23 protein-coding genes and 3 tRNA genes are annotated in these 25,602 nt (G+C 61.4%); 4 read left to right on the top strand and 22 right to left on the bottom strand.

What is annotated here, in order from left to right; genetic code table 11:
- Window positions 1-4: 4 nt before the first annotated feature.
- The 10 genes from AC1D3C_RS26075 to AC1D3C_RS26030 all read right to left on the bottom strand — a co-directional run bounded on the left by AC1D3C_RS26075 (window position 5) and on the right by AC1D3C_RS26030 (window position 6,665).
- Entirely contained in the window at window positions 5-721 is a 717-nt protein-coding gene (locus tag AC1D3C_RS26075) for a 5' DNA nuclease (protein ID WP_477484916.1), read from the bottom strand.
- A gap of 4 nt (window positions 722-725) precedes the next feature.
- Window positions 726-2,030, bottom strand: a complete 1,305-nt coding sequence (gene nuoF / locus AC1D3C_RS26070) for an NADH-quinone oxidoreductase subunit NuoF (RefSeq protein WP_247039792.1) — start codon at window positions 2,028-2,030, stop codon at window positions 726-728.
- An 89-nt stretch (window positions 2,031-2,119) separates the two neighbouring features.
- Window positions 2,120-3,061: an NADH-quinone oxidoreductase subunit NuoE gene (nuoE, locus tag AC1D3C_RS26065; RefSeq protein WP_477484915.1), complete on the bottom strand. Its 942-nt coding sequence runs from the start codon at window positions 3,059-3,061 to the stop codon at window positions 2,120-2,122.
- Between the two features lie 16 nt (window positions 3,062-3,077).
- Window positions 3,078-3,335, bottom strand: a complete 258-nt coding sequence (locus AC1D3C_RS26060) for a hypothetical protein (RefSeq protein ID WP_038541984.1) — start codon at window positions 3,333-3,335, stop codon at window positions 3,078-3,080.
- Window positions 3,335-4,525, bottom strand: a complete 1,191-nt coding sequence (locus tag AC1D3C_RS26055; protein WP_038541982.1) for an NADH-quinone oxidoreductase subunit D — start codon at window positions 4,523-4,525, stop codon at window positions 3,335-3,337. The genes AC1D3C_RS26060 and AC1D3C_RS26055 overlap by 1 nt, the downstream gene beginning before the upstream one ends.
- A gap of 78 nt (window positions 4,526-4,603) precedes the next feature.
- Window positions 4,604-5,206, bottom strand: a complete 603-nt coding sequence (locus AC1D3C_RS26050; RefSeq protein WP_038549024.1) for an NADH-quinone oxidoreductase subunit C — start codon at window positions 5,204-5,206, stop codon at window positions 4,604-4,606.
- A gap of 32 nt (window positions 5,207-5,238) precedes the next feature.
- Window positions 5,239-5,820, bottom strand: a complete 582-nt coding sequence (locus AC1D3C_RS26045; RefSeq protein WP_007754646.1) for a NuoB/complex I 20 kDa subunit family protein — start codon at window positions 5,818-5,820, stop codon at window positions 5,239-5,241.
- Window positions 5,811-6,176 (bottom strand): NADH-quinone oxidoreductase subunit A, encoded by a 366-nt coding sequence (locus AC1D3C_RS26040; protein WP_007754643.1) that lies wholly within the window; start codon window positions 6,174-6,176, stop codon window positions 5,811-5,813. Before AC1D3C_RS26040 ends, AC1D3C_RS26045 begins: the two co-directional genes overlap by 10 nt.
- Before the next feature lie 264 nt (window positions 6,177-6,440).
- A tRNA-Asp gene (locus AC1D3C_RS26035) sits at window positions 6,441-6,517 on the bottom strand.
- A gap of 71 nt (window positions 6,518-6,588) precedes the next feature.
- Window positions 6,589-6,665 (bottom strand) — tRNA-Asp (locus tag AC1D3C_RS26030).
- 276 nt (window positions 6,666-6,941) lie between these two features.
- On the opposite strand from AC1D3C_RS26030, the gene AC1D3C_RS26025 reads away from it, so the two are divergent.
- The 4 genes from AC1D3C_RS26025 (at window position 6,942) to AC1D3C_RS26010 (ending at window position 10,818) form a co-directional block, all read left to right on the top strand.
- Window positions 6,942-7,017, top strand: a tRNA-Val gene (locus tag AC1D3C_RS26025).
- 347 nt (window positions 7,018-7,364) lie between these two features.
- Entirely contained in the window at window positions 7,365-8,300 is a 936-nt protein-coding gene (locus AC1D3C_RS26020) for a GIY-YIG nuclease family protein (RefSeq protein WP_477484914.1), read from the top strand.
- Window positions 8,301-8,864: 564 nt separating this feature from the next.
- Window positions 8,865-9,092: a hypothetical protein gene (locus AC1D3C_RS26015; RefSeq protein ID WP_477484913.1), complete on the top strand. Its 228-nt coding sequence runs from the start codon at window positions 8,865-8,867 to the stop codon at window positions 9,090-9,092.
- 4 nt (window positions 9,093-9,096) lie between these two features.
- Window positions 9,097-10,818, top strand: a complete 1,722-nt coding sequence (locus AC1D3C_RS26010; RefSeq protein ID WP_477484912.1) for a hypothetical protein — start codon at window positions 9,097-9,099, stop codon at window positions 10,816-10,818.
- Window positions 10,819-10,845: 27 nt separating this feature from the next.
- Here AC1D3C_RS26010 and AC1D3C_RS26005 read toward each other — a convergent pair whose 3' ends face one another.
- The 12 genes from AC1D3C_RS26005 to AC1D3C_RS25950 all read right to left on the bottom strand — a co-directional run bounded on the left by AC1D3C_RS26005 (window position 10,846) and on the right by AC1D3C_RS25950 (window position 25,568).
- Window positions 10,846-11,757: a glycosyltransferase family 2 protein gene (locus AC1D3C_RS26005; RefSeq protein WP_477484911.1), complete on the bottom strand. Its 912-nt coding sequence runs from the start codon at window positions 11,755-11,757 to the stop codon at window positions 10,846-10,848.
- Window positions 11,758-11,774: 17 nt separating this feature from the next.
- Complete coding sequence (locus AC1D3C_RS26000) at window positions 11,775-12,371, bottom strand: LbetaH domain-containing protein (RefSeq protein WP_477484910.1); 597 nt, start codon at window positions 12,369-12,371, stop codon at window positions 11,775-11,777.
- A complete protein-coding gene (locus AC1D3C_RS25995; protein ID WP_477484909.1) occupies window positions 12,358-13,533 on the bottom strand; it encodes a glycosyltransferase in 1,176 nt (391 codons plus the stop codon). Before AC1D3C_RS25995 ends, AC1D3C_RS26000 begins: the two co-directional genes overlap by 14 nt.
- Complete coding sequence (locus tag AC1D3C_RS25990; RefSeq protein WP_477484908.1) at window positions 13,530-14,636, bottom strand: glycosyltransferase family 4 protein; 1,107 nt, start codon at window positions 14,634-14,636, stop codon at window positions 13,530-13,532. The genes AC1D3C_RS25995 and AC1D3C_RS25990 overlap by 4 nt, the downstream gene beginning before the upstream one ends.
- Window positions 14,633-15,670 carry a CgeB family protein gene (locus tag AC1D3C_RS25985; protein ID WP_477484907.1) on the bottom strand — a complete coding sequence of 346 codons (1,038 nt, stop codon included), beginning with the start codon at window positions 15,668-15,670 and terminating at the stop codon, window positions 14,633-14,635. The genes AC1D3C_RS25990 and AC1D3C_RS25985 overlap by 4 nt, the downstream gene beginning before the upstream one ends.
- Window positions 15,667-17,238, bottom strand: coding sequence for a hypothetical protein (locus AC1D3C_RS25980; RefSeq protein ID WP_477484906.1), 1,572 nt, complete (start codon window positions 17,236-17,238; stop codon window positions 15,667-15,669). Before AC1D3C_RS25980 ends, AC1D3C_RS25985 begins: the two co-directional genes overlap by 4 nt.
- Window positions 17,239-17,279: 41 nt before the next feature.
- Window positions 17,280-18,815 carry a lipopolysaccharide biosynthesis protein gene (locus AC1D3C_RS25975; RefSeq protein ID WP_477484905.1) on the bottom strand — a complete coding sequence of 512 codons (1,536 nt, stop codon included), beginning with the start codon at window positions 18,813-18,815 and terminating at the stop codon, window positions 17,280-17,282.
- Window positions 18,816-18,833: 18 nt separating this feature from the next.
- Window positions 18,834-19,736, bottom strand: a complete 903-nt coding sequence (locus AC1D3C_RS25970) for a hypothetical protein (protein WP_477484904.1) — start codon at window positions 19,734-19,736, stop codon at window positions 18,834-18,836.
- Window positions 19,733-21,040 (bottom strand): WcaI family glycosyltransferase, encoded by a 1,308-nt coding sequence (locus AC1D3C_RS25965; protein WP_477484903.1) that lies wholly within the window; start codon window positions 21,038-21,040, stop codon window positions 19,733-19,735. Before AC1D3C_RS25965 ends, AC1D3C_RS25970 begins: the two co-directional genes overlap by 4 nt.
- A complete protein-coding gene (fcl, locus tag AC1D3C_RS25960; RefSeq protein ID WP_477484902.1) occupies window positions 21,040-22,011 on the bottom strand; it encodes a GDP-L-fucose synthase in 972 nt (323 codons plus the stop codon). The genes AC1D3C_RS25965 and fcl overlap by 1 nt, the downstream gene beginning before the upstream one ends.
- On the bottom strand, window positions 22,004-23,110 hold the full coding sequence (gene gmd, locus AC1D3C_RS25955) for a GDP-mannose 4,6-dehydratase (protein ID WP_371412543.1): 1,107 nt from the start codon (window positions 23,108-23,110) through the stop codon (window positions 22,004-22,006). Before gmd ends, fcl begins: the two co-directional genes overlap by 8 nt.
- A gap of 184 nt (window positions 23,111-23,294) precedes the next feature.
- Window positions 23,295-25,568, bottom strand: a complete 2,274-nt coding sequence (locus AC1D3C_RS25950) for a polysaccharide biosynthesis tyrosine autokinase (protein WP_477484901.1) — start codon at window positions 25,566-25,568, stop codon at window positions 23,295-23,297.
- Window positions 25,569-25,602 lie beyond the last annotated feature (34 nt).

Genomic DNA, 25,602 nt, shown 5'->3' with positions numbered 1-25,602 from the left:
TCTTTTATTTCAACAGAGCTTTCGCCTGGCCGACCCAGTCGTCGCGGCTGATGCGTCCCTCGAAACCCAATTCCTTGTCGAAGCGGGCGATATCGGTCTCGTTCCAGGCAGCAACCTGTGCAAGGCTCGTTACGCCCAGGCCGTTCAACACTTCCGCCAGCTTCGGACCGATGCCCGAAATCTGCTTCAAGTCGCCGCCCGCAGGTGCCTTGGCCATCTTCGCCTTCGCCGGCTTTACCGGGGCCGGCTGCCTGGTCGAAACCTTCGGAGCAGCCTTGGGCGCAGCTTTTGCCGGTGCAGCCTTGGCGGCCGGCTTCTTGACCGGTTCGGCAACGGGTGCCGCCTTGAGAACCGGAGCAGCTGCCTTGCGCGGCGCCTTCGGCTTTTCGGCGAGCGGCACGGGCTTTGCGGCAACGGCAGCAACAACCGGCTCCACGACCAATGGTGTTTCCACAGGCGCCGGAGCTTTGGCGGGTGTCGCGGCGGTCGGTTTTTCCTCGGTCGCCTTCTGGCGGCTACCTGCTTCCATCGCGCCCTGCAACGCGCCGAAGAACACCCCGGCCATCTGCGTGGCAATGCCGAAACCGATCGCGGTTGCGGCAGCCATGTTCGCCATTAGCGGATTGAGCTTCATCGCCTCGGAAAAATCGGGCATGCGTGCTGGATCGAGCGCCGGACGATCCGCCGCCTCCCGTTCATGCTCTTTGCCCGACTTCGTCACGTGACTACTCCGCAGCTTCCAGGACGGCGCCATGCGCCGTCGCGTTTCGGGTATACTGGTCGATACGTGCTTCGATCTCCGGACGGAAATGCCGGATCAAGCCCTGGACAGGCCAGGCCGCCGCATCGCCGAGCGCGCAGATGGTGTGACCTTCGATCTGCTTGGTCACCTGGAACAGCATGTCGATTTCGCGCTTCTGGGCATTGCCCCTGACCATGCGCTCCAGCACCCGCCACATCCAGCCGGTGCCTTCGCGGCACGGCGTGCACTGGCCGCAGCTCTCGTGCTTGAAGAAGGCCGAGATGCGGGCGATCGCCTTGATGACGTCGGTGGACTTGTCCATGACGATGGCGCCAGCGGTGCCGAAGGAGGAGCCGACGGCACGCAGGCCGTCGAAATCCATCTGGCAATCCATGATGTCCTTGGCCGGCACGATCGGGCAGGACGCGCCGCCCGGAATGACCGCCAGCAGATTGTCCCAGCCGCCGCGGATGCCGCCGGCATGCTTGTCGACCAGCTCGCGGAAGGTGATGCCCATTACTTCTTCGACGGTGCACGGCTTGTTGACGTGGCCGGAGAGCATGAACAGCTTGGTGCCGACATTGTTAGGACGGCCCATGGACGAGAACCAGCCGGCGCCGCGGCGCAGGATGGTCGGGGCAACCGCGATCGATTCGACGTTGTTGACCGTCGTCGGGCAGCCGTAGAGGCCCATGTTGGCCGGGAACGGAGGTTTAAGGCGCGGCTGGCCCTTCTTGCCTTCGAGGCTTTCGAGCAGCGCGGTCTCTTCGCCGCAGATATAGGCGCCGGCGCCGTGGTGGACGTAGATGTCGAAATCCCAGCCGAGCTTGTTGTTGCCGCCGAGCAGGCCGAAATCATAACACTCGTCGATCGCCGCCTGCAGCGCTTCGCGCTCGCGCATGTATTCGCCGCGCACGTAGATGTAGGCCGTGTTGGCGCCCATGGCGAAACCGGCGATGACGCAGCCTTCGATCAGCGTATGCGGATCGTGGCGCATGATTTCGCGGTCCTTGCAGGTGCCGGGCTCGGATTCGTCGGCATTGACCACGAGGTAATGCGGACGGCCATCCGATTCCTTCGGCATGAACGACCACTTGAGGCCGGTCGGGAAGCCTGCGCCGCCGCGGCCGCGAAGGCCCGAAGCCTTCATCTCGTTGATGATCCAGTCCCGGCCCTTCTCGATGATCTCCTTGGTGCCATCCCAATGGCCGCGGCTCATCGCGCCCTTCAGGGACTTGTCCTTGAGGCCGTAGATATTGGTAAAGATGCGATCCTGATCTTTCAACATGATCTATTCCACAAGTCCGTCGCGATTAAGCCGGTTGTCAGTCGATATATTGCAGCCTTTTTCAAAGGCCGCACACAAATTCTCAAATGTCACGACTCACCTTCAGTCGTGGTCTTGCGCCGTGTGCGCTTCGGCTTCAAGTCGCCGGAGACTGCACCCGGTTCCGGCGGCGCGCCTTCCGCGGCACTGCCGGGCGTCTTCGGAGCCGGTTTGCTCTTCGCAGTCGCCGAGGGCGGCTGCTTCTCCGCGGCCTTGGCATTCGCTGCGGCAGCCGCCGGGGCGGTGGCAGGGGTCTTCAACTTCGGGTCCGTCTCCGGCGCAGTGTCCTTCGGACGACCGGCATCGGCCGGAGGAACGCTTGCAGCCGCCGCGGCCTCTTCGGCGCTCGGATGCGGGTCGAGATTGGTGCGGACCGGCTTGATCTCGTCGTTCAACGTCTGCGGGCCGCCCTCGGGCGCCGAAAAGATGCGGTCGATCTGCGGGCCTGGCTTGATCTCATCGCCCTTGCCGGCTTCGAAAGCGTCGATGATCTCCTCGAGACGCTGCGGCGTCAGGTCCTCATAGGCATCCTTGAAGATGATGACCATCGGTGCGTTGACGCAGGCGCCCTGACACTCGACCTCTTCCCACGACAGCGTGCCGTCGGCGTTCAGTGCGAACGGATCGTGATGGATCTTGTGCTGACAGACTTTCATCAGGTCTTCCGCGCCGCGCAGCATGCAGGGCGTGGTGCCGCAGACCTGGATATGGGCGCGGGTGCCGACCGGCTTCAGCTGGAACTGGGTGTAGAAAGTCGCGACTTCGAGGACGCGGATATAGGGCATATCGAGCTTGTTGGCGACGAATTCGATCGCCGCGCGGGTCACCCAGCCATCCTGTTCCTGCGCACGCATCAGGAGCGGGATGACAGCCGATTGCTGCCGGCCTGCCGGATATTTCCTGATCGTTGCCTCGGCCCAGACGGCATTTTCGTCATTGAAGGCGAATATTGCCGGCTGCACCTGGTCTTCGGCTAATCGACGAACGGACATTCTTTTCCACGCCTTATCAGTTTATGGATCCACACCGCGATTTCGTGAGCGACACGAACTCGCAGGCATAGGCAGACTTGTCTTTCTGCATGAACACTATGAACTTTGTTCCACTGGGAACGGAGGTCTTGATCTCATATCCTTCGGACAGGAGATCGCGCATCGATTTCGATCCGCCGGCTTGCGTCGAAATCGCGCCATCCGTCTGCGCCTGCTGCGCGAACGCAACCGGGGCGGCAGAGATAACGGCAGCGAAAACGACGGCGCGCAGCATCAGCGGTCCACCTCGCCGAAGACGATGTCGATCGAGCCGAGCACCGCCGAGACGTCGGCCAGCTGGTGACCCCGACAGATGAAATCCATCGCCTGGAGATGGGCATAACCCGGCGCGCGGATCTTGCAGCGATAGGGCTTGTTGGTGCCGTCGGCGACCAGGAAGACGCCGAACTCGCCCTTCGGGGCCTCGACCGCCGCATAAACCTCGCCGGCCGGCACGTGATAACCTTCGGTATAGAGCTTGAAGTGATGGATCAGCGCTTCCATTGACCGCTTCATCTCGCCGCGCTTCGGCGGCACCACCTTGCCGTCCGCAGACGAGAACGGGCCAGTCCTGGCGTCGCCGAGCAGACGGTTGACGCACTGCTTCATGATCTTCACCGACTCGCGCATCTCGATCATGCGGATCAGGTAACGATCGTAGCAGTCGCCGTTCTTGCCGATCGGGATGTCGAATTCGAGGTCGGAATAGCACTCGTAAGGCTGCGAGCGGCGCAAGTCCCAGGCAGCTCCCGAACCGCGGACCATGACGCCGGAAAAGCCCCAGGCCCAGGCGTCTTCGAGCTTGACGACGCCGATATCGACATTGCGCTGCTTGAAGATGCGGTTGCCGGTGAGCAATTCGTCGATGTCGTCCAGCTTTGCCGGGAATTCATCGCACCACTTGCCGATATCCTCGACCAGTTCCGGCGGCAGGTCCTGATGGACGCCGCCCGGACGGAAATAGGCCGCATGCATGCGCGAGCCCGAGGCGCGCTCATAGAACACCATCAGCTTCTCGCGCTCTTCGAAACCCCAGAGCGGCGGCGTCAGCGCGCCGACGTCCATCGCCTGCGTGGTGACGTTGAGAAGATGCGAAAGGATGCGGCCGATTTCCGAATAGAGAACGCGGATCAGCTGGCCGCGGATCGGGATCTGGATATCCAGGAGCTTTTCGACGGCGAGCGCGAAAGCATGTTCCTGGTTCATCGGCGCGACGTAGTCGAGGCGGTCGAAATAAGGGATCGCCTGCAGATAGGTCTTGGTCTCGATCAGCTTTTCGGTGCCGCGGTGAAGCAGGCCGATATGCGGATCGACGCGCTCCACGATTTCGCCGTCGAGCTCCAGCACAAGGCGCAACACGCCATGCGCCGCCGGATGCTGCGGTCCGAAATTGATATTGAAATTGCGGACGTTGTGTTCGGTCATTCTGCTTGCTCCATGCCGGGCGAACAATCGCACCGAGCGGGAAAGAAGTGCGGACGGGCGGCGCGGCTGCGCCGATCCCTAAGCTTTCGCCTTTTCGTCGCCGGGGAGCACGTAGTCGGTGCCTTCCCAGGGGCTCAAGAAATCGAAATTGCGGAACTCCTGGCGCAGTTCGACGGGTTCGTAGACGACGCGCTTGGCGTTGTCGTCATAACGGACCTCGACGAAACCGGTGGTCGGGAAATCCTTGCGCAGCGGGTGGCCTTCGAAACCGTAGTCCGTCAGGATGCGGCGCAGGTCCGGATGGCCGGTGAACAGGATGCCGTACATGTCCCAGGCTTCGCGCTCGAACCAGTCGGCGCCCGGATAGACCGGGCAGGCAGACGGAACCGGCTCGTCCTCGGCGGTCGCGACCTTGACGCGGATACGCTGGTTCTGGCGCGGCGACAGAAGGTGGTAGACGACGTCGAAACGCTTTTCGCGTGCCGGATAGTCCACTCCGCAGATGTCGATGAAGCTGATGAACCCGCATTGCACGTCGTCGCGCAGGAAGGTCAGCAGCGGCAGCAGGTTTTCCGCGGTCGCCGTCAGCGTCAGTTCGCCATAGGCGATCTGCGCGTCCGCCACGAGGGACGCACGCGCTTCGCGAATATAGGTCGAAAGCTCGTTCAGGGCTTCACTCATGATCTTGTCCAATTACCCTTAGCCTTTGGCCCTCAGCGCTCGATCGTGCCGGTCCGCCGGATCTTCTTCTGCAGCAGAAGCACGCCGTAGAGCAGTGCCTCCGCCGTGGGGGGACAGCCCGGAACATAGATGTCGATCGGCACGACGCGATCGCAGCCACGCACCACCGAGTAGGAATAGTGGTAATAGCCGCCGCCATTGGCGCAGGAGCCCATCGAAATGACGTAACGCGGCTCCGGCATCTGGTCGTAGACCTTGCGGAGCGCGGGCGCCATCTTGTTGGTCAGCGTGCCGGCGACGATCATCACGTCCGACTGGCGCGGCGAGGCGCGCGGCGCAAAACCGAAGCGCTCGACGTCATAACGCGGCATCGAAAGCTGCATCATCTCGACTGCGCAGCAGGCGAGGCCGAAGGTCATCCACATCAGCGAGCCCGTGCGGGCCCAGGTGATCAGCTCGTCCGTGGAGGTGACGAGAAAACCCTTGTCGGCGAGCTCATTGTTGATCTCGCCGAAGAACGCGTCGTCACTGCCGATGGGCTTGCCGGTATTCGGATCGATAATGCCCTTGGGTTGCGGCGCGACGAGAGTGCTGCCGTTGTCGACTACTCCCATTCCAGCGCTCCTTTCTTCCATTCATATATAAAGCCGATCGTCAGAACGGCGAGGAATACCATCATCGACCAGAAGCCGAACCAGCCGACCGCGCCGAAAGACACGGCCCAGGGAAACAGGAAGGCCACTTCGAGATCGAAGATGATGAAGAGGATCGAGACCAGGTAGAAACGAATGTCGAACTTCATGCGCGCATCGTCGAAGGCATTGAAGCCGCATTCGTAAGCCGAAAGCTTTTCCGAATCGGGCGCCTTGTAGGCGACGGCGAACGGCGCAACCAGAAGCGCGATGCCGATCACCAGGGAAATGCCGATGAAAATCGCGATCGGGATATAGGAAGTGAGGAGTTCACTCATTGTATTCGATCCCAGCTTGCCTGAAGCGTCGGGAGACGACGCCTGAATATCAATGCACAGGCAAAGCGAACGTGCATTGCAACAAGCCGTGGTTAGCGCAGCCGAAGCCCCGGCGCAAGCTTTTTGAATGTCGCATCCTGCGCCAAAATGGAGCAGTTCAAACGATTATCAGCGGCTGTATCATAGCAACAACCTCAGACCGTGACCATGAGGGACCGGTGGCGGCCGGATCGTATCGGGAAGCATGTTCTTCTGGGTGGCGAATGGCGCGAGTGACGGGGCTCGAACCCGCGACCTCCGGCGTGACAGGCCGGCACTCTAACCGACTGAGCTACACCCGCGCATAATGCCGACCAGCGGCAGCCGCCTTATGCGCAAGACGCGCAATCGGCGGAGAGTTCGAATAAGAGAATGGCGCGAGTGACGGGGCTCGAACCCGCGACCTCCGGCGTGACAGGCCGGCACTCTAACCAACTGAGCTACACCCGCGCATTTCTCTTGAGGCCGAAACCTCGGAGCCGGGCGACCTCAATCGCTCGGTTGAGCGGCTAACTAAGAGGTTCGCGATCGGGTGTCAAGCGCGTTTCAAGACAAAAGGATGACGTCCCGTCGCTTTGCCCTCTCCTGCCCCATATGCGCCCCTGTCCAGTCGGCTCTTCCCCAAAAATTTCAAAAAAACATCATGAAAGCCCTTGCGGTTTTTCCGCGATCCGCATAGATCACGGCCACCGACGCGGCGGGCCTTGTTGCTCCGCAATCGCGAACGGGCGATTAGCTCAGTTGGTAGAGCGCCTCGTTTACACCGAGGATGTCGGCGGTTCGAGTCCGTCATCGCCCACCATTCACTTGAAAACCGAGCCTTCTAGTCTTGAATTTGGTCAGTGAGCCATTCAGGTGAGACATTGGCTTGCGCAATCCCACCTATATTCTGAAGTCACGCAACGGCGTTTTCTATCTGCGCCGGCCCCTCCCCCGTGAAATTCATCCACAGAAACTACCATCCGACATCACGGTATCGCTACCGGCCGCACCCCCATGGGGGAAAACGCTGAGCCAAGGGGGTTTTAAATACCCCTAGTAAGAATTTCTCGTTTTGTTACGAGAACTTTACCCTCAACGGACTACCCATACGAGCACCAGACAACAGCAGTCGACCCATTCGATCAGTACAATCATAGAGCAAGCGCAGTGTCAGAGAACTTTGGTAAGTCCGTCCGCATACACCTCGTTGAAGGCAATCCGCAGGGAATTCTTACGGCGGAGATCATAAACTGGACGGGGCACGTCATCACGGCACCCCGATCCAAGCTTGCATCATTGCTTGCAAGAGACGAGATCGGCAAGGCGGGCGTCTACTTCTTGCTGGGCATTGACCCAGACAATGACGGACAAAACCTAGTATACATCGGGCAAAGCGAAAATATTAGCAGAAGGCTAGCTCAGCACAACAAGGATGAGAAGAAATCATTCTGGGAAAAGACATGCGTCGTAACCAGCAAAGATCACAACCTTACTAGCGGCCACATAAAATACCTAGAAAGCCGACTTATCTCCGTGGCAAAGGCGTCTGGCTTGGTAAGTTTGACAAATGACACTGCACCGGATCCGTCAAATTTACCCGAGGCGGATCGAGCGGATATGGAATATTTTGTGGCTCAGCTTCGCTTGATACTACCACTCCTTGACTTTGCATTTCTACGAGAAGCCGCCACCATCAAACAAAACCCATCAAAGCCGAGTGCAAGTGCGGCGGCACCATCATTGTCCCCCATCTTTGAGCTAACAAGTAAAATGCACAGCTTGACCGCACATGCCCAAGAAATCGATGGGGAATTCACCGTTCAAGAGGGATCACTATGCCGTTCTTCATGGGAGGGAACAGCAACCCATACTTATAGAAGCCTATGGGAGACCCTAGCACACCAAGGAAAGATTGGGCCCGACGACACGGGACGTTGGCTCTTCAAAGAAAATGTGGCGTTTTCCAGTCCCAGCGCAGCAGCAGCCATAATATATGGAAGAGCTGCCAATGGCCGCTCCGCGTGGAGGGTACAGGGCACGACTGAGAGTTACGACCAATGGCAGAACCAGACACTACCTCAAGTTCCCGATGCAGCCGAATAGGGATAAGCGAGTATCAACCGCGCATGGAGCAGTAGAGCATTGCGCGCACCTACGCCATCATTTAGCTTAGCGCACAGGAGGGAGACATCGTGTCTCCCTCGCCGCTGGCTGGGTTCAAGTAATTCAAGGCTTTAAGCGGATGGTGGACGCTCTCTTGCCCGCCATTCCCGCGCTCTTTCCTGCCTCTACTCCGAATTTTCCCGCTTCCGGAAGATCGTTTCGCTACTTCTAGCGCTTCGGTTTTCGGTCGAGCGCTCGCAATCCCACTCGATTCTTTTGGCTGTCGCGGGGAAGAACATCCGCCGTGAGCGCGACAGCTCGCTCCATTCCGGCCGCCCCTATAGTCTCCGATCCGCGAGGCATATCAGGCATTTCACCGTCGAACGCTTCCGGGTGCCAGCAATCATTCAGCGAATCTTTTCCGCCACTTCGTCCCCGCTCCTCAACCCGTTCCTAAAATCGGTTCCGAACTGCCCGTCTGCGGATAGACGCTCGGGCGCACGAGGAGACAGGAATGGGAAAACATCATCTCAGACACGGCATCGACATGGGAGGCGCCGGCGGATGCGCTCGGTGCCGGACGGCGAGCGTTCGCGGCGGGAGGAGATGATGCTGGATCTTGGACTTTCCCTGACCGGTCCCGGCACTTTTTCCATCGGCGGCGGTGAGCCGCCCGAAGGCGACGGGTTCACCCTGATGGATGCCGAAGGCAATGCGCTTGCCGACGCAGAAAACAATCAGCTCACCATCAGCCAACTCACGATCAGCCAATTCATCGGCCTGGAGGACTGACACGATGCCATCTCGTCAAATTCCGAAACTCTACATTCCCTCCGATTCCACCGAAGCGGCGATCCGGGCCGTACATGCGGCAGCGGTCGCAGCGGGCGGCGGAGGCACCATCCTGCTGCCGGATGCGGTGATCACGCTCACGGAGCCGCTCCCGGTCGCTTCCGGCGTCGGTTACCAGGGGGTGCAGCCGGTGCTGAACTATCTGAACGACACACTCCCGGACAGCGGATGGGATTTCGCGGGTGGCACCGTGCTTGCCGGCGACGGGTCGTTTCCCGCTTTTGCCGCCAATGACGCAGACCTTGGCTCACCGTCCGCGACGATCACCGCCGACTGCATTACCGGCTGGCGATGCGAGCATATCGGCTTTACCGGCTTCACGCGCGCCATCAGCATCGGCGCTGTGAACAATATCGGCCTGCAGTTTTCGACCATCCACGATCTCTTCATCCGCGACTGCAGCGACTGGGGCATATTCCTTGCCAATTTCATGCACACGGACGTTTCCCGGGTCTGGACGCATCTTTGCGAAAACGGCCAGTATTATGCGTCATTGCTGTCGGGCTCGACGTTGATGCCTGGAAACAGCCGCTTCGATTCGCTCTTCAACATCATTCCAGCCGATGGACGGGACAATCGGCTCTGCCGGGGTATCGTATTCGAAGCCGGCGGAGACGGCGCTCGTCTGAACGAAATGTATGTCGACCGCATCCAGAACAACGCCTTCAACCGAGCCGAACTTGTGGCCAGCGCGACCTTCTCGAACGGCTCGGCGAATATCGCCGTTGCCGACGGCGGCAAATTCCGGGCGCGCATGCCGGTCGCGTTCACGAGCAGCAATTACGGGGTCACCGCCGGGCGGGTCCATGTCGTCAAATCGGTGAGCGGCAACACGATCCAGATCGGCAACGCCTTTACCTCCCCGGCCATAATCGCGTCCGGCAGCGGCTCGCTCATGCTCTCGTCCTGGGGCATGCCCTGTTTCGAATTAAGCGCCCGCAACGAAGGAGCGTTCGTCTCCAACTCACGTTTCTTCGGCGTGGATGCGGAAGGCGCCTCCGGCGCGGGGATTTATGTAGAGAACGCACAGGGCTGCGACCTCAACATCTCCGAGGTCGCTGGTGACAGAAATGCCGATATTGTCGGGCGGCGCGCGGGCTTCAGCCGCTTCTATAGCAGCAACACCGCGGTGACAGATTTCGACACGGTCTCGGCCACCAGCCAGTTTCACGGCGCGCGTGGAGTTGGTCGTCAAGCAATGTTGTCGGGCCTATGGACAGACCAAACCCGCGGCGGATTGGCGGTCTTCAACATTCGTGGCGATGCCTGGGAGAACCAGGGCGATCTGGAAGTCCGGGGTGGTAACAGCTTCATCTATCCCTGCTTCGGAATGGGAATGAAGTCGACGCTCAAGACCGCGAACACAGTGCTCCATCCACTGGATGCCGGGCTCGTCTCCTTCGACGCCGCCTCAGCGCTCGTCTGCACGCTGCCCGCGATCACCAATTCGTCGGATGCGACCTCGCTGGTGGGGCTGCCTTTTCATATCGTCAACGCCGGATCGGCGGATCTGGCGGTCAATACCAACGGCACACAGCTCTTCAACAAGATCTCGGGCAAGACCAGCTATATCCTGAATGCCGGCGGAAGCTTGCTGGTGGTCGCCGCCGAAGGGGCAGGCTCGACGCTCTTCTGGGCCGCCTTCCCGAGCGTGGGCGTTGCCTGAACCGCTGCGCTTCACGGGGCTGTCGTTTCAGAGCGGCAGCCCCGTCAGTCGCGCCAGCGTCGCGCGCTTTTCCTCAAGCGTTGCCAGCGAACGGATCGACCGGTCGAATTCCATGACTTTTGCACCGACGAGGAAACGGTACCAGTAACCCTGCAGGGCATGGTAGATCAGCCCTTCGCGGCCATCGAGGAAGCCAAGCTGACCGATATAGCGGAACAGGAAATAACCGAGCGCTGCAACAGGGAACGGGAGCCGGTTATAGATCTGCTCTTTGATGCGCCGCTTGATGGTGGCCTGTCGCGAGGACGCTTCTCTCGATAGTCCCAGGTCCTCCGGAAACAGGCCGTAACGCCGGCCCAGCACATCGACAGCTTCAAGGGTTGCGTATCGATTATGCTTGCCCGTGAAGAAGCTGAGATCGTTGAGATTGTGATCGGAGAACGGCGCGTCGAAAAGGATTGTGCGGCCGCCCTTCACGACGATGTGCTCATCCATCCAGCGGTCCTCGACATGTCCCTTCCCCCGCCGCCAGATGCGGGTGAGGATGAGCGGATACCGTCCGCCGTGGCGGATCCAGCGTCCGAGGAAGATGTGCCTTCTCTTGAGGTTCACGCCTGCGACATCGGCAGCGAGAGCGGGAAGCTTGTCGGCGATCTCGACCGCCAGTTCAGGTTCGATCACCTCATCCGCATCGAGCCGCATGATCCAGTCGGCGGTGATCGGGGCATTGTCGAGCCCCCACTGGAATTGCCTCGAATAATTGATCCAGGGGTTACTGAGGACGGTTGCGCCGAGCGACCGGGCAATCTCGACCGTGCCGTCGGTCGAGAAACAATCGATGACGAAGACCTCAGACGCGAAGGGCGCGACGCTTTTCAAGGCGCGGGCGATGTGGCGCTCTTCGTTATAGGTGAGGATGAGGACGGCGAGGCTGGCCATTCGACGACGTGTCCCGATCAGAAGTTCAACCGAACGGGAAAGATGCTCGGCCTGTCCTGTTCGAAGCGCCGCCGCAATTTTAGGGCCGGATTGCCGGCATAGATCGTCCAGGGATCGAGGTTGCGGAAGGCGACGGCGCGGGCGCCGAGCACCGCCCCCTCCCCGACAGTGACACCCGGCCCGACGAACGCTTCCGCCGCGATCCAGGCATTCGCATCGACGACGATGGGTCTCGTCACCAATTGGAAATCGGCATCGTCGACATCATGCGTGCCGGTGCACAGATGGGTGCCCTGGGAGACGATTACGTGGGCGCCGAGCTCGATGCGATCCATGCAGTAACAGTTCACGCCGCTTCCGAGACAGGAATACGCGGCCATGGCGAGGTTCGGCGGATACCAGACCTCGACGCCGGGATAGACCCGCGCCGTCCGGTCAATCCGGGCGCCGAAGCGGCGCAGCAGGAACCGGCGCCATGCAAACAGCGGCACCGGCGTCCAGCGACCGAAAAGGCTCCAGACGAGGTTCCAAGCGAGCCGGAACAACCGATGCTTCAGCGGGAAACTCGGGGCTCCCAGCCGCGGATAGGAGGTCTTCGCGTCAAGCGGCTTCATGAAGGCCTCGTGGAGAGATGGAGTGCAGAACGGTAATGAGATCGCGGGCCGCCGCCTCGATGCGGAAATGCCGTTCGAAGCCCGCGCGGGCATGGGCGCGCATGGCGCTTTTGCCGTCGTCGGAGAGCGAGAGCCATGACCGGAGCAGGCTTTCGATGCCCTCCGATGTGTCAGGCCCGACGAGGCCGCCGCCGCTCATTTGCACTTCACGCCAGATATTGACCTTGTCGGTCAGTAGGACTGGGGTTGCGCAGGCCATGGCTTCCGCGACGACGATGCCGAAATTTTCCTGGTGCGACGGCAGGACAAAGGCCTCGGCAGCGCGGAAGGCGCCCCACTTGGCATCGCCGGCCAGCATGCCCGGCCAATGGACGCGATCGGCGATGTCCGCCTTGGCGGCCTGGGCAATCAGTTTGGATTTCAACCCGGACTGATCCGGCCCCGCCATCACCAGGTCGAGATCGGGATCGGACGCGGCGATCTTCGAAAAGGCTTCGACGAGGAGGTCGCAGCCCTTCTTTGCGTGGAAACGGCCGAGGAACAGCAGGAACCGCCTATTCTTCAATTCCGGCAGAAGCCGGTAGAATGCGGCAAGCTGGCTCTCCACCCCTGCCGGCGGATCGGCCGTGCCGAAGGCGACGATACGCTCCGCGTAACTATAGCCCCGGAAGACGCCGCGCGCCCGGCGGCGCTCTTCTTCGCAGGTGAAGAGGACCGCCGCTGCATCCCGGAGAACCCTGCCCTGCCAGGCAAGCCAGAACGCCTGTTTGGCGACGTGCTTGAGCGGATGGGTTTTACGGAACCACGGATCCATCATGCCGTGGGCGAAGACGACATAAGGCAGGCCTGCCCGCCTCAGGGCCGACCAGCCGCCGACAGAGGCATGATTCCAGAGGCCATGGATGATCGTCGCATCGAAACGATCGGCGTTCGCGGCGATCCAGCGTGCCAGTTCCGGTGTATATCCGTATCTCCGGGTCCATCGCCCGCAGGCATGAACGGGCAAGGGAAACTCTCCCACATAGGGCGCCGATGGCTTGTCCAGCGTCACGACTTCCACCGCATGACCCAGACGCACCATCTGCAGTCCAGTCAGCCGCAGCGCCTCGATCGGGCCTCCGGTTTCGGGATCGGCGCTGGCGATGATGTTGAGGATTCTCATGGCAGCTCCGCGATAATTTTTTCGAGATTTCCCTTGACGTGCTCCATGAGATAGCGCGAGCGGACCTTGCCGGCCCCAGCCTCTCCCATCGCCGCTGCCATGTCCGGATGGTCGAGAAGCATCGCGATTTTCGCGGCCAGCGTTTCAGTATCCGATGGGTTCACGGCAAACCCGTCGACACCATCGGCAATGATCTCCGCCGCTGCATCCTCAGTGCCGCAGATCACCGGCAGGCCATGCAGCCAGGCTTCCAGGAAAACGATGCCGAACCCCTCCTTGGAGGAGGGCATCGCGAAAAGGCAGGCCTGGGCATAGGCCTCGGCCAGTCTCGCATCGGATACGCGGCCCATGAATTCGACCCTGTCCTCGACTGCAAGCTCTCGGGCCAACGACGCCAGTTCCGGTTTGAGCGGTCCCTCGCCGACGACCTGGAGGACGCATTCCACGTTCCGGCGCTTGAGCAAGGCCATCGCCTTGATCAATGCGTCGATATTCTTGCCGCGGTCATGCCGATCCAGCCGGGCGACCGTCAGGATGTTCCGGCTGCTCTTTTTTGGCTGCCGGTCGATGTCGTCGACGGCGTTCGGAAACAGCCTAAACGTCTCGGCGGGAAGGTTGAACGCCTTCTGCATCCGGCTTGCAGTGAAGGTGCTGACGGAGGCGATCCGGCTGAGGGCTCTCGCCATAAGCGGTTCGTAAAACCGCATGCGGCGATAGGCCGGATCGTTCCAGACCTCGTCGCCATGGACGAAGAGCACGAGCTTGATTCTTGGAGACAGCAGCTTGCACAACAGTCCCACCGGCAGAAGGTTGATATGCCCGAGGAACAGGATTTTGCAGTTGAGGGCAGTGACAGCCGAGTGAACGATGAAATCCAGCCGCCGAGGGCCGAAGGCTCGGATTGCGGCCGATGTGGCTTCGGGAATGTCGGCCTTTCCGTCGCGCATGACGTGGACGGCCGGCGGCTTCCAGCCGTTGTCACCAGAGATCTCGGCCAGGGCAGCGATAACCCGTTGGTTGAAGCGCTGGATACCGCCGAACCGGCCGTAGGTGTCCAGGGCCAGAAACAGAATGCCGAGATCGTGCGCCTCCGTCTTTCTCATCGGACGCCGCCTCGCGTTATCTCAGCGACTTGGTCGACGATCCGCCGGGCCAGGACCTCGTTATAGGTCCCGTTCGCGAACGTGCGCCGGTGGCCGGCATCGGCGATCGTTTGGCGTCTCCTGTCATCCGCCAGCAGGCGTTTGCAAGTCTGCGCGCAGTCATCCGCTCCGTCGAAAAAGACCGCTTCCTCACCCTCCTTGTAGAGTTGTTGGTGATGCGGAGTGCGGGGCGCACACATGGCGGTGCCGATGGCGGGAATTTCGGCGGAGCGCGTCGTATGCAGGTCGGCATTCTGGCCGTTCAGCAGAACCAGAGCGATTTTCGCGCCGGCGATCACTTGTGTGTAGTCCGCGCCTTCAAGGTGATCGGAGCGGATGAACGGGCGGAGCAGCCGGTATTCCGGCGCTCTTTTCCATCGGGACCCGTGGATCGCGAGCGGCACGCCCCTTTCGATCAGCCGCGCCATGAAGGCGCCGCGGCCGGGCATCCATGTGCCGACGAAAGCGACCTCGGACGACCATCGGCTTTTTTCCTCCAGCGTCGGCGACAAAAGGCGATGCACGACCTCGTCCGCACACTGCCAGGTCGTCTCGATCCGTCTTGCACCTCTCCTCGCCATCATCTCCTCGATGCCGTTACGGCGCACCGCGACGACCAGATCGTAGTGCGGGAGGGTGCGGTGAAAAATGCTCCAGCGGAGGCGTTCCGGAGACGGGTCCAGATAGGGATTGTCGGCGTTGTAGTTGACGACGATCGACGCTGCCGCGCGGATGACGTTCAGGGCGGCTGGTCCGACCACGTCGCCGCAATCCACCAGGGCAAGATCGAAGCGCTGCTCGCCGATCCGCCGGCCGAGCCCGTTTGCCACGAGGCGATCGATGCCGGGGCCGCCGGCCCTGTTCAGCCACGGCGCCCAATGAGGCGGCAGGAGGGTGTAGGGAGACAGGTGCAGAACATCGAAACCGATACGCCCGAATGCCGCCGCCCGCTGCAGGCTGGTCCCCGAATCTGCGCCGATATGGAGGAGCCTCATCTCAGCTTCACGCCCCTCGTCAGCCAGAACATCAGCGCATAGAGCAGCACCGTCTGCGGCAGCGCCCGGACAAAGTTGCCGGCCTGGACCGCGACGGATTCGTCCATGAGGCCGTTCATGAAGAAGCGGACGATGCAGATGCAGGCCAGAGCCGAAAGCAGCACATGTCCGTTCTGCGTCTGGATCGTCAGCGCATCGCCGATCATGAAATTCGCCAGGGCGAAGGTGGCGAACACCACCACGTAAAATGCGCCGAGAACGACAAAGCCGTCGGCGATCGACGAGCCGGTGCGATACCCTCCCAGCTCATCGCCTGTAACGAGAAAGTTGTAATAATCGCCGGACGAAAAGGCGCTGCTGGATTTATCGAGTTCGGGTGCGAAAAGATTCAGAACCGGCGTCGGAAGCAGCAATAGCAGCTGGTTGACGGTGTTTTCGCGTGCCAGACCTTCACCGGTCGCCGACAGCGAAAGGCCAAGGGCGATGTTATGGTCGATGTATTTGGTGGCGACGAAGCGCGCCAGCAGCGGGTTGTCGACATAGATCTCGTTATAGCTGCCTTCGGCCAATATCCGGTCGGCCTCCTGCCGGGACTGCAGCGCCTCTCCATCGAAATACGTGCCGATGGTCGAGAAGACGAGGTCCTGCGACGAGATGTCGGAGCGGTCGTCGCGGGCAATGACCATGGCGGTCGCCAGATCCGAGAGGATGCCCGCCGGAACGGGGCTGAGCAGGATGGCGACCGCGAGCCAGATCACCCGTCGCCTCGTCAGGATGAAACGTCCTATCACAACTGCGATGGCGAAGCAGATCAGCACGGTCAGGACGTTGACCGCGAACACGCCGCGGCTGTTGCGCGCCAGCGCGATATAGAGCGTCAGGGCGCAGTAGGCGGTCAGCGCGAGCCAGTTGACCGAGCGCTTTTGGTCCGGCGGATCGATGAGGTAGCTGGCGATCGGAATCAGGAAGGGGGCGACGGACAATTGCGACAGGCCGGCGAGCAGTTTGAAGGCGATATCGCCGAAATTGTCCTCGCCCCAGCGGTCGGCATTCGTGTACCAGGAGGCGAACGACCCCAGCAGCCCCATCCACCACAATTGCCCCTTTGTCGGCGAGTGATAGAGGCCGAGCGGCGCAAACATCCTTTGGCGGATCGCCGTCGTCGCGATCCGCATCACCCGCGACTGCGCGTAGAACCAGTGCAGCGCCACCGCCCATATCTGCAGAAGTGCCAAAAAGAAAAAAGTGGCTACCGGCGCCTCGAGGTTGAAGGTGATCGGTTTCCAGGCAAATGTCTGGACGATCAGAGCGGCCAGGCTCGAATGGACCTGAAAGCCGAGCACCATCAGCGTCGAGATCGTAAACCGTTCGGTCCGTCTCGGGTCGGTGCAGTAGGTGAATGCCCAGGTGCCGATCAATCCGGCCGTCCCTGCACAGAACATGTTGGTCATATCCGGCGATATGGCGAGCTGGAGCATCGTGCAAAGCAGGATCAGAAAGGCGGTGCCCCAGCGGGCTTTGGCGACGAAGCGGGAATTGCCGCGGCGCTGCTGTGGCATCGTACGCATGCCCAATATCGTATTGCCGTCCGCCAAACTCCCGCTCCCCGTCATGGCCGATCACCTGTCAGAACCACCCGCTTGCGGGAGAGGTTTGGAAAATGCCTTTGAAGGATCGCCCGCATATTGGCTGGCAGGGACCGATAGGCCATCCACGCCGCCAGCAGCGAGCCTATTGCGGCGAGAACGGATGACAAGCCGACCGACTGCGGCCAGATCGCCATGGCGAATAGTCCGGCGATGGCCGAGATGCAGCCGCAAGCGGATATGGCAAAGGCATGGATTGGGAAGGTCAACCGCAGCTTTCGGAGCACGGCGCAGGCGGCTCCGGCATAGATCAGGAAACTGGCGCTCTCGGCCGCCAGGAGCGAAAAGCCGGCGCCCGGCAGACCCCACGAAGATAGCGTCAGATAACAACCGATCGCCGTGATCAGCAGAGACACGCCGTTTGCGACGATCTGCGGCAGCAGAATATTGTTTCCCCGGACGATCGAAACCATCGGCTGGGCGAAACCGTAGACGATGATGCAGGCGCAGAGCGAACCGAATAGCAGTGGGTCGAGGTGAAAATTGCCACGGGTCCACCACAGGAAAAGGCCGGGCGATATCCACTGGAGCAGAATGCACCCCGGACCGATGACGCCCAGCACGAAAATCCAGCTGAGGGTGACCGCAGCTTCCGCCGGCTCGCTCTTCCCTTCCCTCAGATAGCGCAGGAGCTCCGGCTCGACCGGACCCGCCAATGCATTGATGCCCTGCGTCGCGATGTTGGATAGCGTCCGGGTCGCGGTGAACGCGCCCAGGAAGCTGACGCCGGTAAGCGGCGCGATCAGCAGCCGGATGCCCTGCTGGTTTCCGATGGCGAGCAGCTCGCGGATCGATAGGAACAGGCTCCTCGTGAGGTTGGACCAGCTCCTGCGCAGATCCGGCACGGTGCAGCCAATTTCTTCGCGCCGCCAGAGACGAAAACAATCGAGATGAATGGCGATATTGACGACCACATTGGCAGCCGACGAGGCGATGACGGTGTCGAGGACGTTACCGCCGGAAAGGACTGCCGCGAGGACCGTTAGGTTGATGCCGACCAGCAGCGCAAACCGCCACCACGCCATTCTCGCATAATAGCCGAAAGGGACGAGCGCCCGCCCGAGGATGCCGCCGACGGAGCTGGTGACGAGCCAGGTGAGCGCGTAGACGATCATCGAGCCTGAAAGGTCGTCCATCAGCCCCGCAGGAACGAAATCTCCGAACAGCGCGTCCGCCCACCCGAAGGCCGGGACAGCCGTCCAGAAGCACAGGAGTATCGTTCCCAGCAGAATGGCGGCCGGGATGGACGAGGCGAAGTCCCGTCTTACAGCATCCCTGGTGCCGAGCCGTTGGAACTCGTAACCGAGGTAGTTCTGATGGCCGAGGTCGAAGACGACGGAGAGGGAATAAAGCGTCTGCAGCAGGACCCAGAGCCCGAATTGCTGCGCCGACCACCAGCCGAGCATGATCGGCACGCTGATCGTCTGGATCAGGATATTGGCGGCAAGCAACGCCCCATTGGCGATCGAGCCCGAGATTAGCCGTACTGACACACTCATCGAAAACGCGACCTACGGCTACACGGTTGACCTTCTCAATAATTTTCGCGCGACGATGCGAACGTCCGTCGCATGGTCGGCAAGCATGTTTTCCAGGAAATCGATGAAACCAAGCCGCGCGGTTTCCTGGTCCGGGTTCATGAAATGGGAGGCGAAGGCGGGTTGCCTGCCGGGAAAGCGGATCGCCTTTGGCCAGAACAGCGGCGTGACCGGATGGAGGTATGAATGGGCGGGTGTCCATCCGAGCCATTTCAGGCGGAACCATTTTTGCGCGTTCACCTGATGCGCATGTCCCCAGCTGGTGATCTTTTCCCACATCTCGGCATCGCTCATGACGTAGCCGTAGTGGTAGCAGGGCGCATCGATGACGATGGTGGCAGCAGGGGTGGTCTTTCGCGCCGTATCGAAGCGAACGCCGCTTCTGCAGCGGATCGCGAACCCCGCGTTGACATCCCTGATCGAGCCATCGCCGCTGGTCAGCACCAGCTCGGGCGTTTTCCAGAAATTGTGCCATGGCGTCAGGATGCGGTCATGCCCGTAGTCCGCCGCCATGAATTTGAGCAGCGTTTCCCAGCCGCTATCCAGATAGAACTCGTCGGCGTCCTGGATGACCAGCCAGTCGTAACCTTCGCGGATCGCTCGGTCGAGGCAGTCGTTGCGGGTGTCTTCCTCGGTCTCGAAGTCGCTACAGATCACCTCGATCTCGCAGCTCACGCCTTTTGCGCGGGCGGCGGCGATTGCCTCGTCCACCTTTTCCCTGGTCGTGGGGTTTGTCCTCGTGGCGCGGGAGCCGGGCAGATAGGCCCAGGGACGTTCGGGCCGGACGATGAAGACCTTGTCGACGAAACGGCCGCAGTTCTCGACAACGTGCGGCAGAAAACGATCGACGTTGTAGGCGAGGACGTGGCCGGCGATCTTCATGGACTGCCGCCGTCGATCAACTGCTTGATGGCGAGGATGGCCGGCCGTTTCGAGAGGTTTTGGACCAGAACCGTCTGGACCTGCGGCTGCCATGCTTCCCGTTCCGACATCGCGCGAAAAATACAGGCGGCAAGGTTTTCCGCGTCGTTCGGCGGCGTCAGATAGACGGCGCTCCCGACGAATTGCGCCAGTTCCGTGCCCTCGTCGGCGGTGACGAGGACAGGCTTTCCCGAGGCAAGCATGCCGCCGAGTTTCGACGGCAGCGTCAGGTCGGCGGCGCTTCTGTCCTGCGGCAGCACGTGCAGATCCGGCATGTTGAGGAACGCGTTCAGCCGGGAATAGGGCTGGAAGGCCAGGAAACGGAGATTCTCAAGATGGCCGTAACGGGCTTCGAGTTCCGCCTTCTGCGGTCCCTCGCCGGAGATCACGAAATGAATGCGCCGCTCGTCCTTCAGACGCTCGGCCGCATCGAGCAGTACGTTCAGGCCCTGTTTGGCGCCGATACTGCCTGAATAGAGAACGACGAAATCCTCGTGGCCGAAACCGAGTTCAGCCCGGTAGGGGCTGACATCTTCCATCGGGTGGAATTGCGAAAGATCCACCCAGTTGCGGACGACGGACAGTTTTGCGGCCGAGACGCCTTTCAGGGAAAGGCCTTCGGCCATGCGGTTGGAAATGGTGATCAGCCGGTCGAACCTGCCAAGCACGCCGCGCTCGAAGGCATGGCCGAGCCTCTTCAACCAGGTCCGGGAACTCAGATGTCCGACGGCGAATGCGGCATCCACTTCCATGTCGTGGACGTGCAGCACGGTGCGAGCACCGACGAGCCTGGCGGCAAGCTGGGCGACGGGCGCGGCAAACAGCGTCGGCTCGACGCAGAAAACGGTTATCGGGCGATGCCGCAGGATCTGCCAGAAGACCACCGGTGCCGATGTCAGCGCGAAGGAAAGCGGCGCCAGCAGCCGCCAGATGCCCCTCATTTTCCGCCGCAGCAGCAAGGGCGACCGCAATACCGAGATGCGGCCTTCAATCCTTGAAGAATAGTGGTTCCGATATCCGGGCTGGACCGCCCAGCCAGGATAATGCGGCGGGGTCGTCACCACCGTGACGTCCATGCCCTCGGCCGCCAGGTATTCGGCGATTTCGCCGGTATATTTGCCAACGCCCGCGGTTTCGGGCGCGTAATTCATCGCATAGACGACCACGCTTTTGCGCGGCGATGTCGCGGCTGCCGTGGCCAGCCCCGGTGCGGCGTCGAACGTTCGTTCGCATTCGTCGCTGAGGGGCTGGACGGCTGCTGTCATCAGGCAGCATCTCCGCGTTTGCGCTCGAGATACTCGCCCTTGAGGAAGGCCCGGTAGGCATCGGCGATGCCCTCCTCCAGCCCGATCCTCGGCGACCAGCCCAGCGCCCGCAGCTTAGCCGCGCTCATCAGCTTGCGCGGCGTGCCGTCGGGCTTGGTCAGGTCGTGGACGATCCTGCCCTCGAAACCGACGACCTTGGAGACCAGTTCGGTGAGCTCCAGGATGGTCACGTCCTCGCCGGACCCGACATTGACATGGGTCTCTGCCGAATAGGTCTTCATCAGGTGAACGCAGGCGTCGGCGCAATCGTCGACATGCAGGAATTCGCGGCGCGGCGTGCCGGTGCCCCACACGGTGATGTCCGGAAGGCGGCCGGTCTTCGCCTCATGCGCCTTGCGGATCAGCGCCGGCATGACATGGCTGGATTTCAGGTCGAAATTATCGCCGGGGCCGTAAAGGTTGGTGGGCATGGCCGAGATGAAGTCGCTGCCGTGCTGCTTGCGATAGGCCTGGCAGAGCTTGATGCCGGCGATCTTGGCGATCGCGTACCATTCGTTGGTCGGCTCCAGCGAGCCGGTCAAAAGCGACTCCTCGACGATCGGCTGGTCGGCGAATTTCGGATAGATGCAGGACGAGCCGAGGAACATCAGCTTTTCGACGCCGACCTTGTGGGCGGCCTCAATGATGTTCGCCTCGAGGATGAGGTTGTCGTAGAGGAAATCGGCCGGATAGGTGTCGTTGGCCAGGATGCCGCCGACCTTGGCGGCAGCCAGGAACACCGCGTCCGGACGGTTCTTGTCCATCCAGGCTTCGACTTCTGCCTGCCGCGTCAGGTCGGCATCGCCGCGCGACGCCGTCAGGATCTCGCAGCCCTCCGAGGCCAGACGGCGAACGATCGCCGAGCCGACCATGCCGCGATGTCCCGCGACATAGACCTTCTTCCCCGCAAGGCTGTAGATCGTCTCAGGCATGGGAGAGACCCTTGTTGCCACCCGCGGTCGGCACGTTGCGCGCCATCACCTTCAGGTCTTCGCGGACCATTTCGGCGATCAGCTGGTCGAGGTTGGTCTCGTGCTTCCAGCCGAGCTTCCGGTGGGCCTTGGTGGGGTCGCCGATCAGAAGGTCGACTTCGGTCGGGCGGAAATAGCGGGGATCGATAGCCACGACGCATTCGCCGGATGTCGTGTCGTAACCCTTCTCCTCGACGCCCTCGCCGCGCCACTCGATCGGCATGCCGACCTTGGCGAAGGATTTCTCGACGAAGGACCGCACCGTGTGGGTCTCGCCCGTCGCCAGAACGTAGTCGTCCGGTTCATCCTGCTGCGTCATCAGCCACATGCCGCGCACGTATTCACGGGCATGACCCCAGTCGCGCTTGGCGTCGAGATTGCCGAGAAAGAGGCGTTCCTGAAGGCCGAGATGGATGGCGGCCGCCGCACGGGTGATCTTGCGGGTGACGAAGGTCTCGCCGCGGATCGGGCTTTCATGGTTGAACAGGATGCCGTTCGAGGCATGCAGGCCGTAGGCCTCGCGATAGTTGACGACGATCCAATAGGCGTAGAGCTTGGCAACCGCGTAGGGCGAGCGCGGATAAAAAGGCGTCGTCTCGCTCTGCGGTACTTCCTGCACCTTGCCATAGAGCTCGGAGGTCGAGGCCTGGTAGAAGCGGGTCTTCTTGGAGAGGCCAAGGAGACGGATCGCTTCGAGCAGGCGCAGCGTGCCGGTGCCGTCGGCATTGGCAGTATATTCCGGCGTCTCGAAGGAGACCTGCACGTGGCTTTGGGCGGCCAGATTGTAGATTTCGTCCGGCTGGGCTTCCTGCACGACGCGGATGAGGTTGGTCGAATCCGTCATGTCGCCGAAATGCAGGATGAAGCGCGGGTCGGCCACATGCGGATCTTCGTAGAGATGCTCGATGCGGTTGGTGTTGAACGAGGAAGAGCGCCGCTTGATGCCGTGCACCGTATAGCCCTTGGACAGCAGCAGTTCCGCAAGGTAAGCGCCGTCCTGGCCCGTTACCCCGGTGATCAATGCTACCTTGCCGTTGCTCTTCACATTTCCAGTCATCATATCCCCCTAACGGAACCCGTCAGTCTTTAAGTGAAACGTGCGCGTCGATGCGCTCAATGTGCCAGTCGCAAGCACTGGGAACACCATTGTGATGTCCCCCGGAATGCGGCGAATCCGAGACATACAGTGATTCGTAGCATCCCGGGCTTATGCCAAACATTGCAGTGAAACGCTTCAGAAAAGATCATCGGCTGCTGTCAGGCTTCTCCCTTGCTGTTTTGACCCTGGTTGCGGTGCCGATGGAAACCGGCGTCGGATCAGGATGCGTTTCATGGTAATAGTGCGTGTAACGCGATGCATAATAATCCGACGAACCGTATCGCTCATAAAGCTTCATCCTGGCGGCATCGACCTTGTTGAGGATCACGCCGAGGCAACGGCCGGCGATCTGAGGCTCGGCATCCAAGGTTTCCTTGACGGCTTTTCGCGATGTCTCGCCCCATTCGACGACCATGATGAAGCCGTCGACACGCGGGGCGATGGCCCTCGCATCGACGACTGGACCGAGCGGCGGCAGGTCGAGAACGATATAGTCGAACTCTCCGGCGACCTGTGCCAGCAGCCTGGTCATCGCCGCCGACGCCAGCAGCTCGGATGAATGCGGTGTCCGCCGCCGGACAACCGCCGGGAGAAATCTGAGGCCGGTGGCCGGGTCGGCCAACATCGCGGAGGCCGGCGCATGGCCTTCCAGCAGCACTTCGAGCAGCCCCTCTTCCGCATGCGGGCCCAGCGCCCTGGTGGCGCCCGGATTGCGAATATCCGCATCGATCAGCAGAACCCTCGCGCTCCCGGCTAGCGCCTGGGCGAAATTCATGGCGATCGTCGATTTACCCTCGCCCGGCAGCATCGAAACGATGCCGATGATCTTCTGGGGCCTGTCGATATGGACGTCTGCCGCGATCCGGGCGCTGCGCAACGTTTCGGCAAAGGCAGAGGACGGATGCTCGGTCGCGAAACCGGACAGCTCGTTTTTCCTGTAGGTTTCTCCCTTCACCGGCTCGGTCGACGGTCTCGAGCCGGTCTGCGGCAACACCAGCGGTACCGAGCCCAGATATTCGAGGCCGAGAATATCCCTCACCTGTTCACCGGTGCGGAAGAACCGATCCCGGAACTCACGGAATGCCCCGAGAACTCCGCCGACGCCAAAGCCGAGCGCCAGACAGAGCGCCAGCACCAGCGATAACCGCGGCTCGCTGGCGGTTGTCGGCGGCACGGCTCGGGAAATGATCCGCGCTTCCGTGACGGGGAATGACTGCTGCTGCACGGCCTCCTGATAACGCTGTAAAAACGTCTGGTAGAGGTTCCGGTAGGCGTCGGCGGCCCGTTCGAGCTCCCGTAATTGCACCTGCGTTTCGCCGGCGGTGACGCTGATATCGGTGGCATTGCTAACGCCGAGGGTGATCTGGCGTTCGCGCGACTGCGCAACGTCCAGTTCGCTCTGATAGCTCCCGGCGATCCGCCTGAGCTCATCGAACATCAGCCGGTCATATTCCGTCATCTCCTGGCGAAGGCGGACGGCCTGGGCATGGCCCTGCCCCAGCCGCCTCGATATCTCAGCTTCCCGCTTGGACGACTCCAGGTATTTTTCGCGCAGAGAGCTGATCACCGAACTGTCCAGCGCGTCGGTGACGATGGCGCCCGTCTCGCCGCTCGCAATGATCGCCTCGATGCGGTCTGAGCGCGCCTGCGCTCTGGCCGTATCGGCACGCGCGACGATCAGCGCGCTGTTCAGCTCGGTGAGCTGCTGGTCGGAGACGAGCTTCTCATTGGCGGTGACGAGGCCGTTTGCGGCGCGAAACCGCTGGACTGCGAGATCGGATTCCAGCGAGCGCTGCCGCAGTTCCTCGATGCGCTGCTGCAGCCAGTTGCCCGCCCGCCGTGTGGCATCGTATTTGGCATCCAACTTGTCGGTCAGATAGGCATCCGCAATCGCGCCGGCGACCGCTGCGGCAAGGCGCGGCGATGTGGCCGTGAACGTGATTTCGAGGACATAGGAACGCCCGACGCGCGAAACCTTCATATTGCCGAGGAGGTTGGCGAGCGCCCAGCGGCGTTGCGCCTCGATCTGATCGGGCCGAACCTCGCCACCGCGCAGCCATCGCCGGATATCCAGCATCGACCGTATATCGGAGACTGCCGCGAGCAGCGGGTTTTGGCGGCCGGTCATAAATTCCGGATCATCCGCCAGTTTCAGCTTGTCGACAGCCGACAAGCCTATCGTCTCGGAGCGCAGCAGTTCGACCTGGCTGAGGACCGACGCCTCATCATCAAGAACCCCGCCGATCGTCGACAATTGCTCGACGACCTGCCGGTTGCCGCGGTCGATCAGCACGCTCGTCCTGGCGGTATATCGGGGTTCGGCTGTGAGGAGGTATCCGATGCCGAGTGCCAGGAACACGGCGACGCAGAGACCGGCCACTCGCCATTGCCGCCGGACGATGGCGATCAGACCATCCATGTCCAGTTCCGGGACCTCTTCCTCGCGGGGCTCC

The organism is Neorhizobium sp. P1_A6 (genome assembly GCF_056406795.1).
This window is presented reverse-complemented; position numbering and strand designations above follow the sequence as displayed.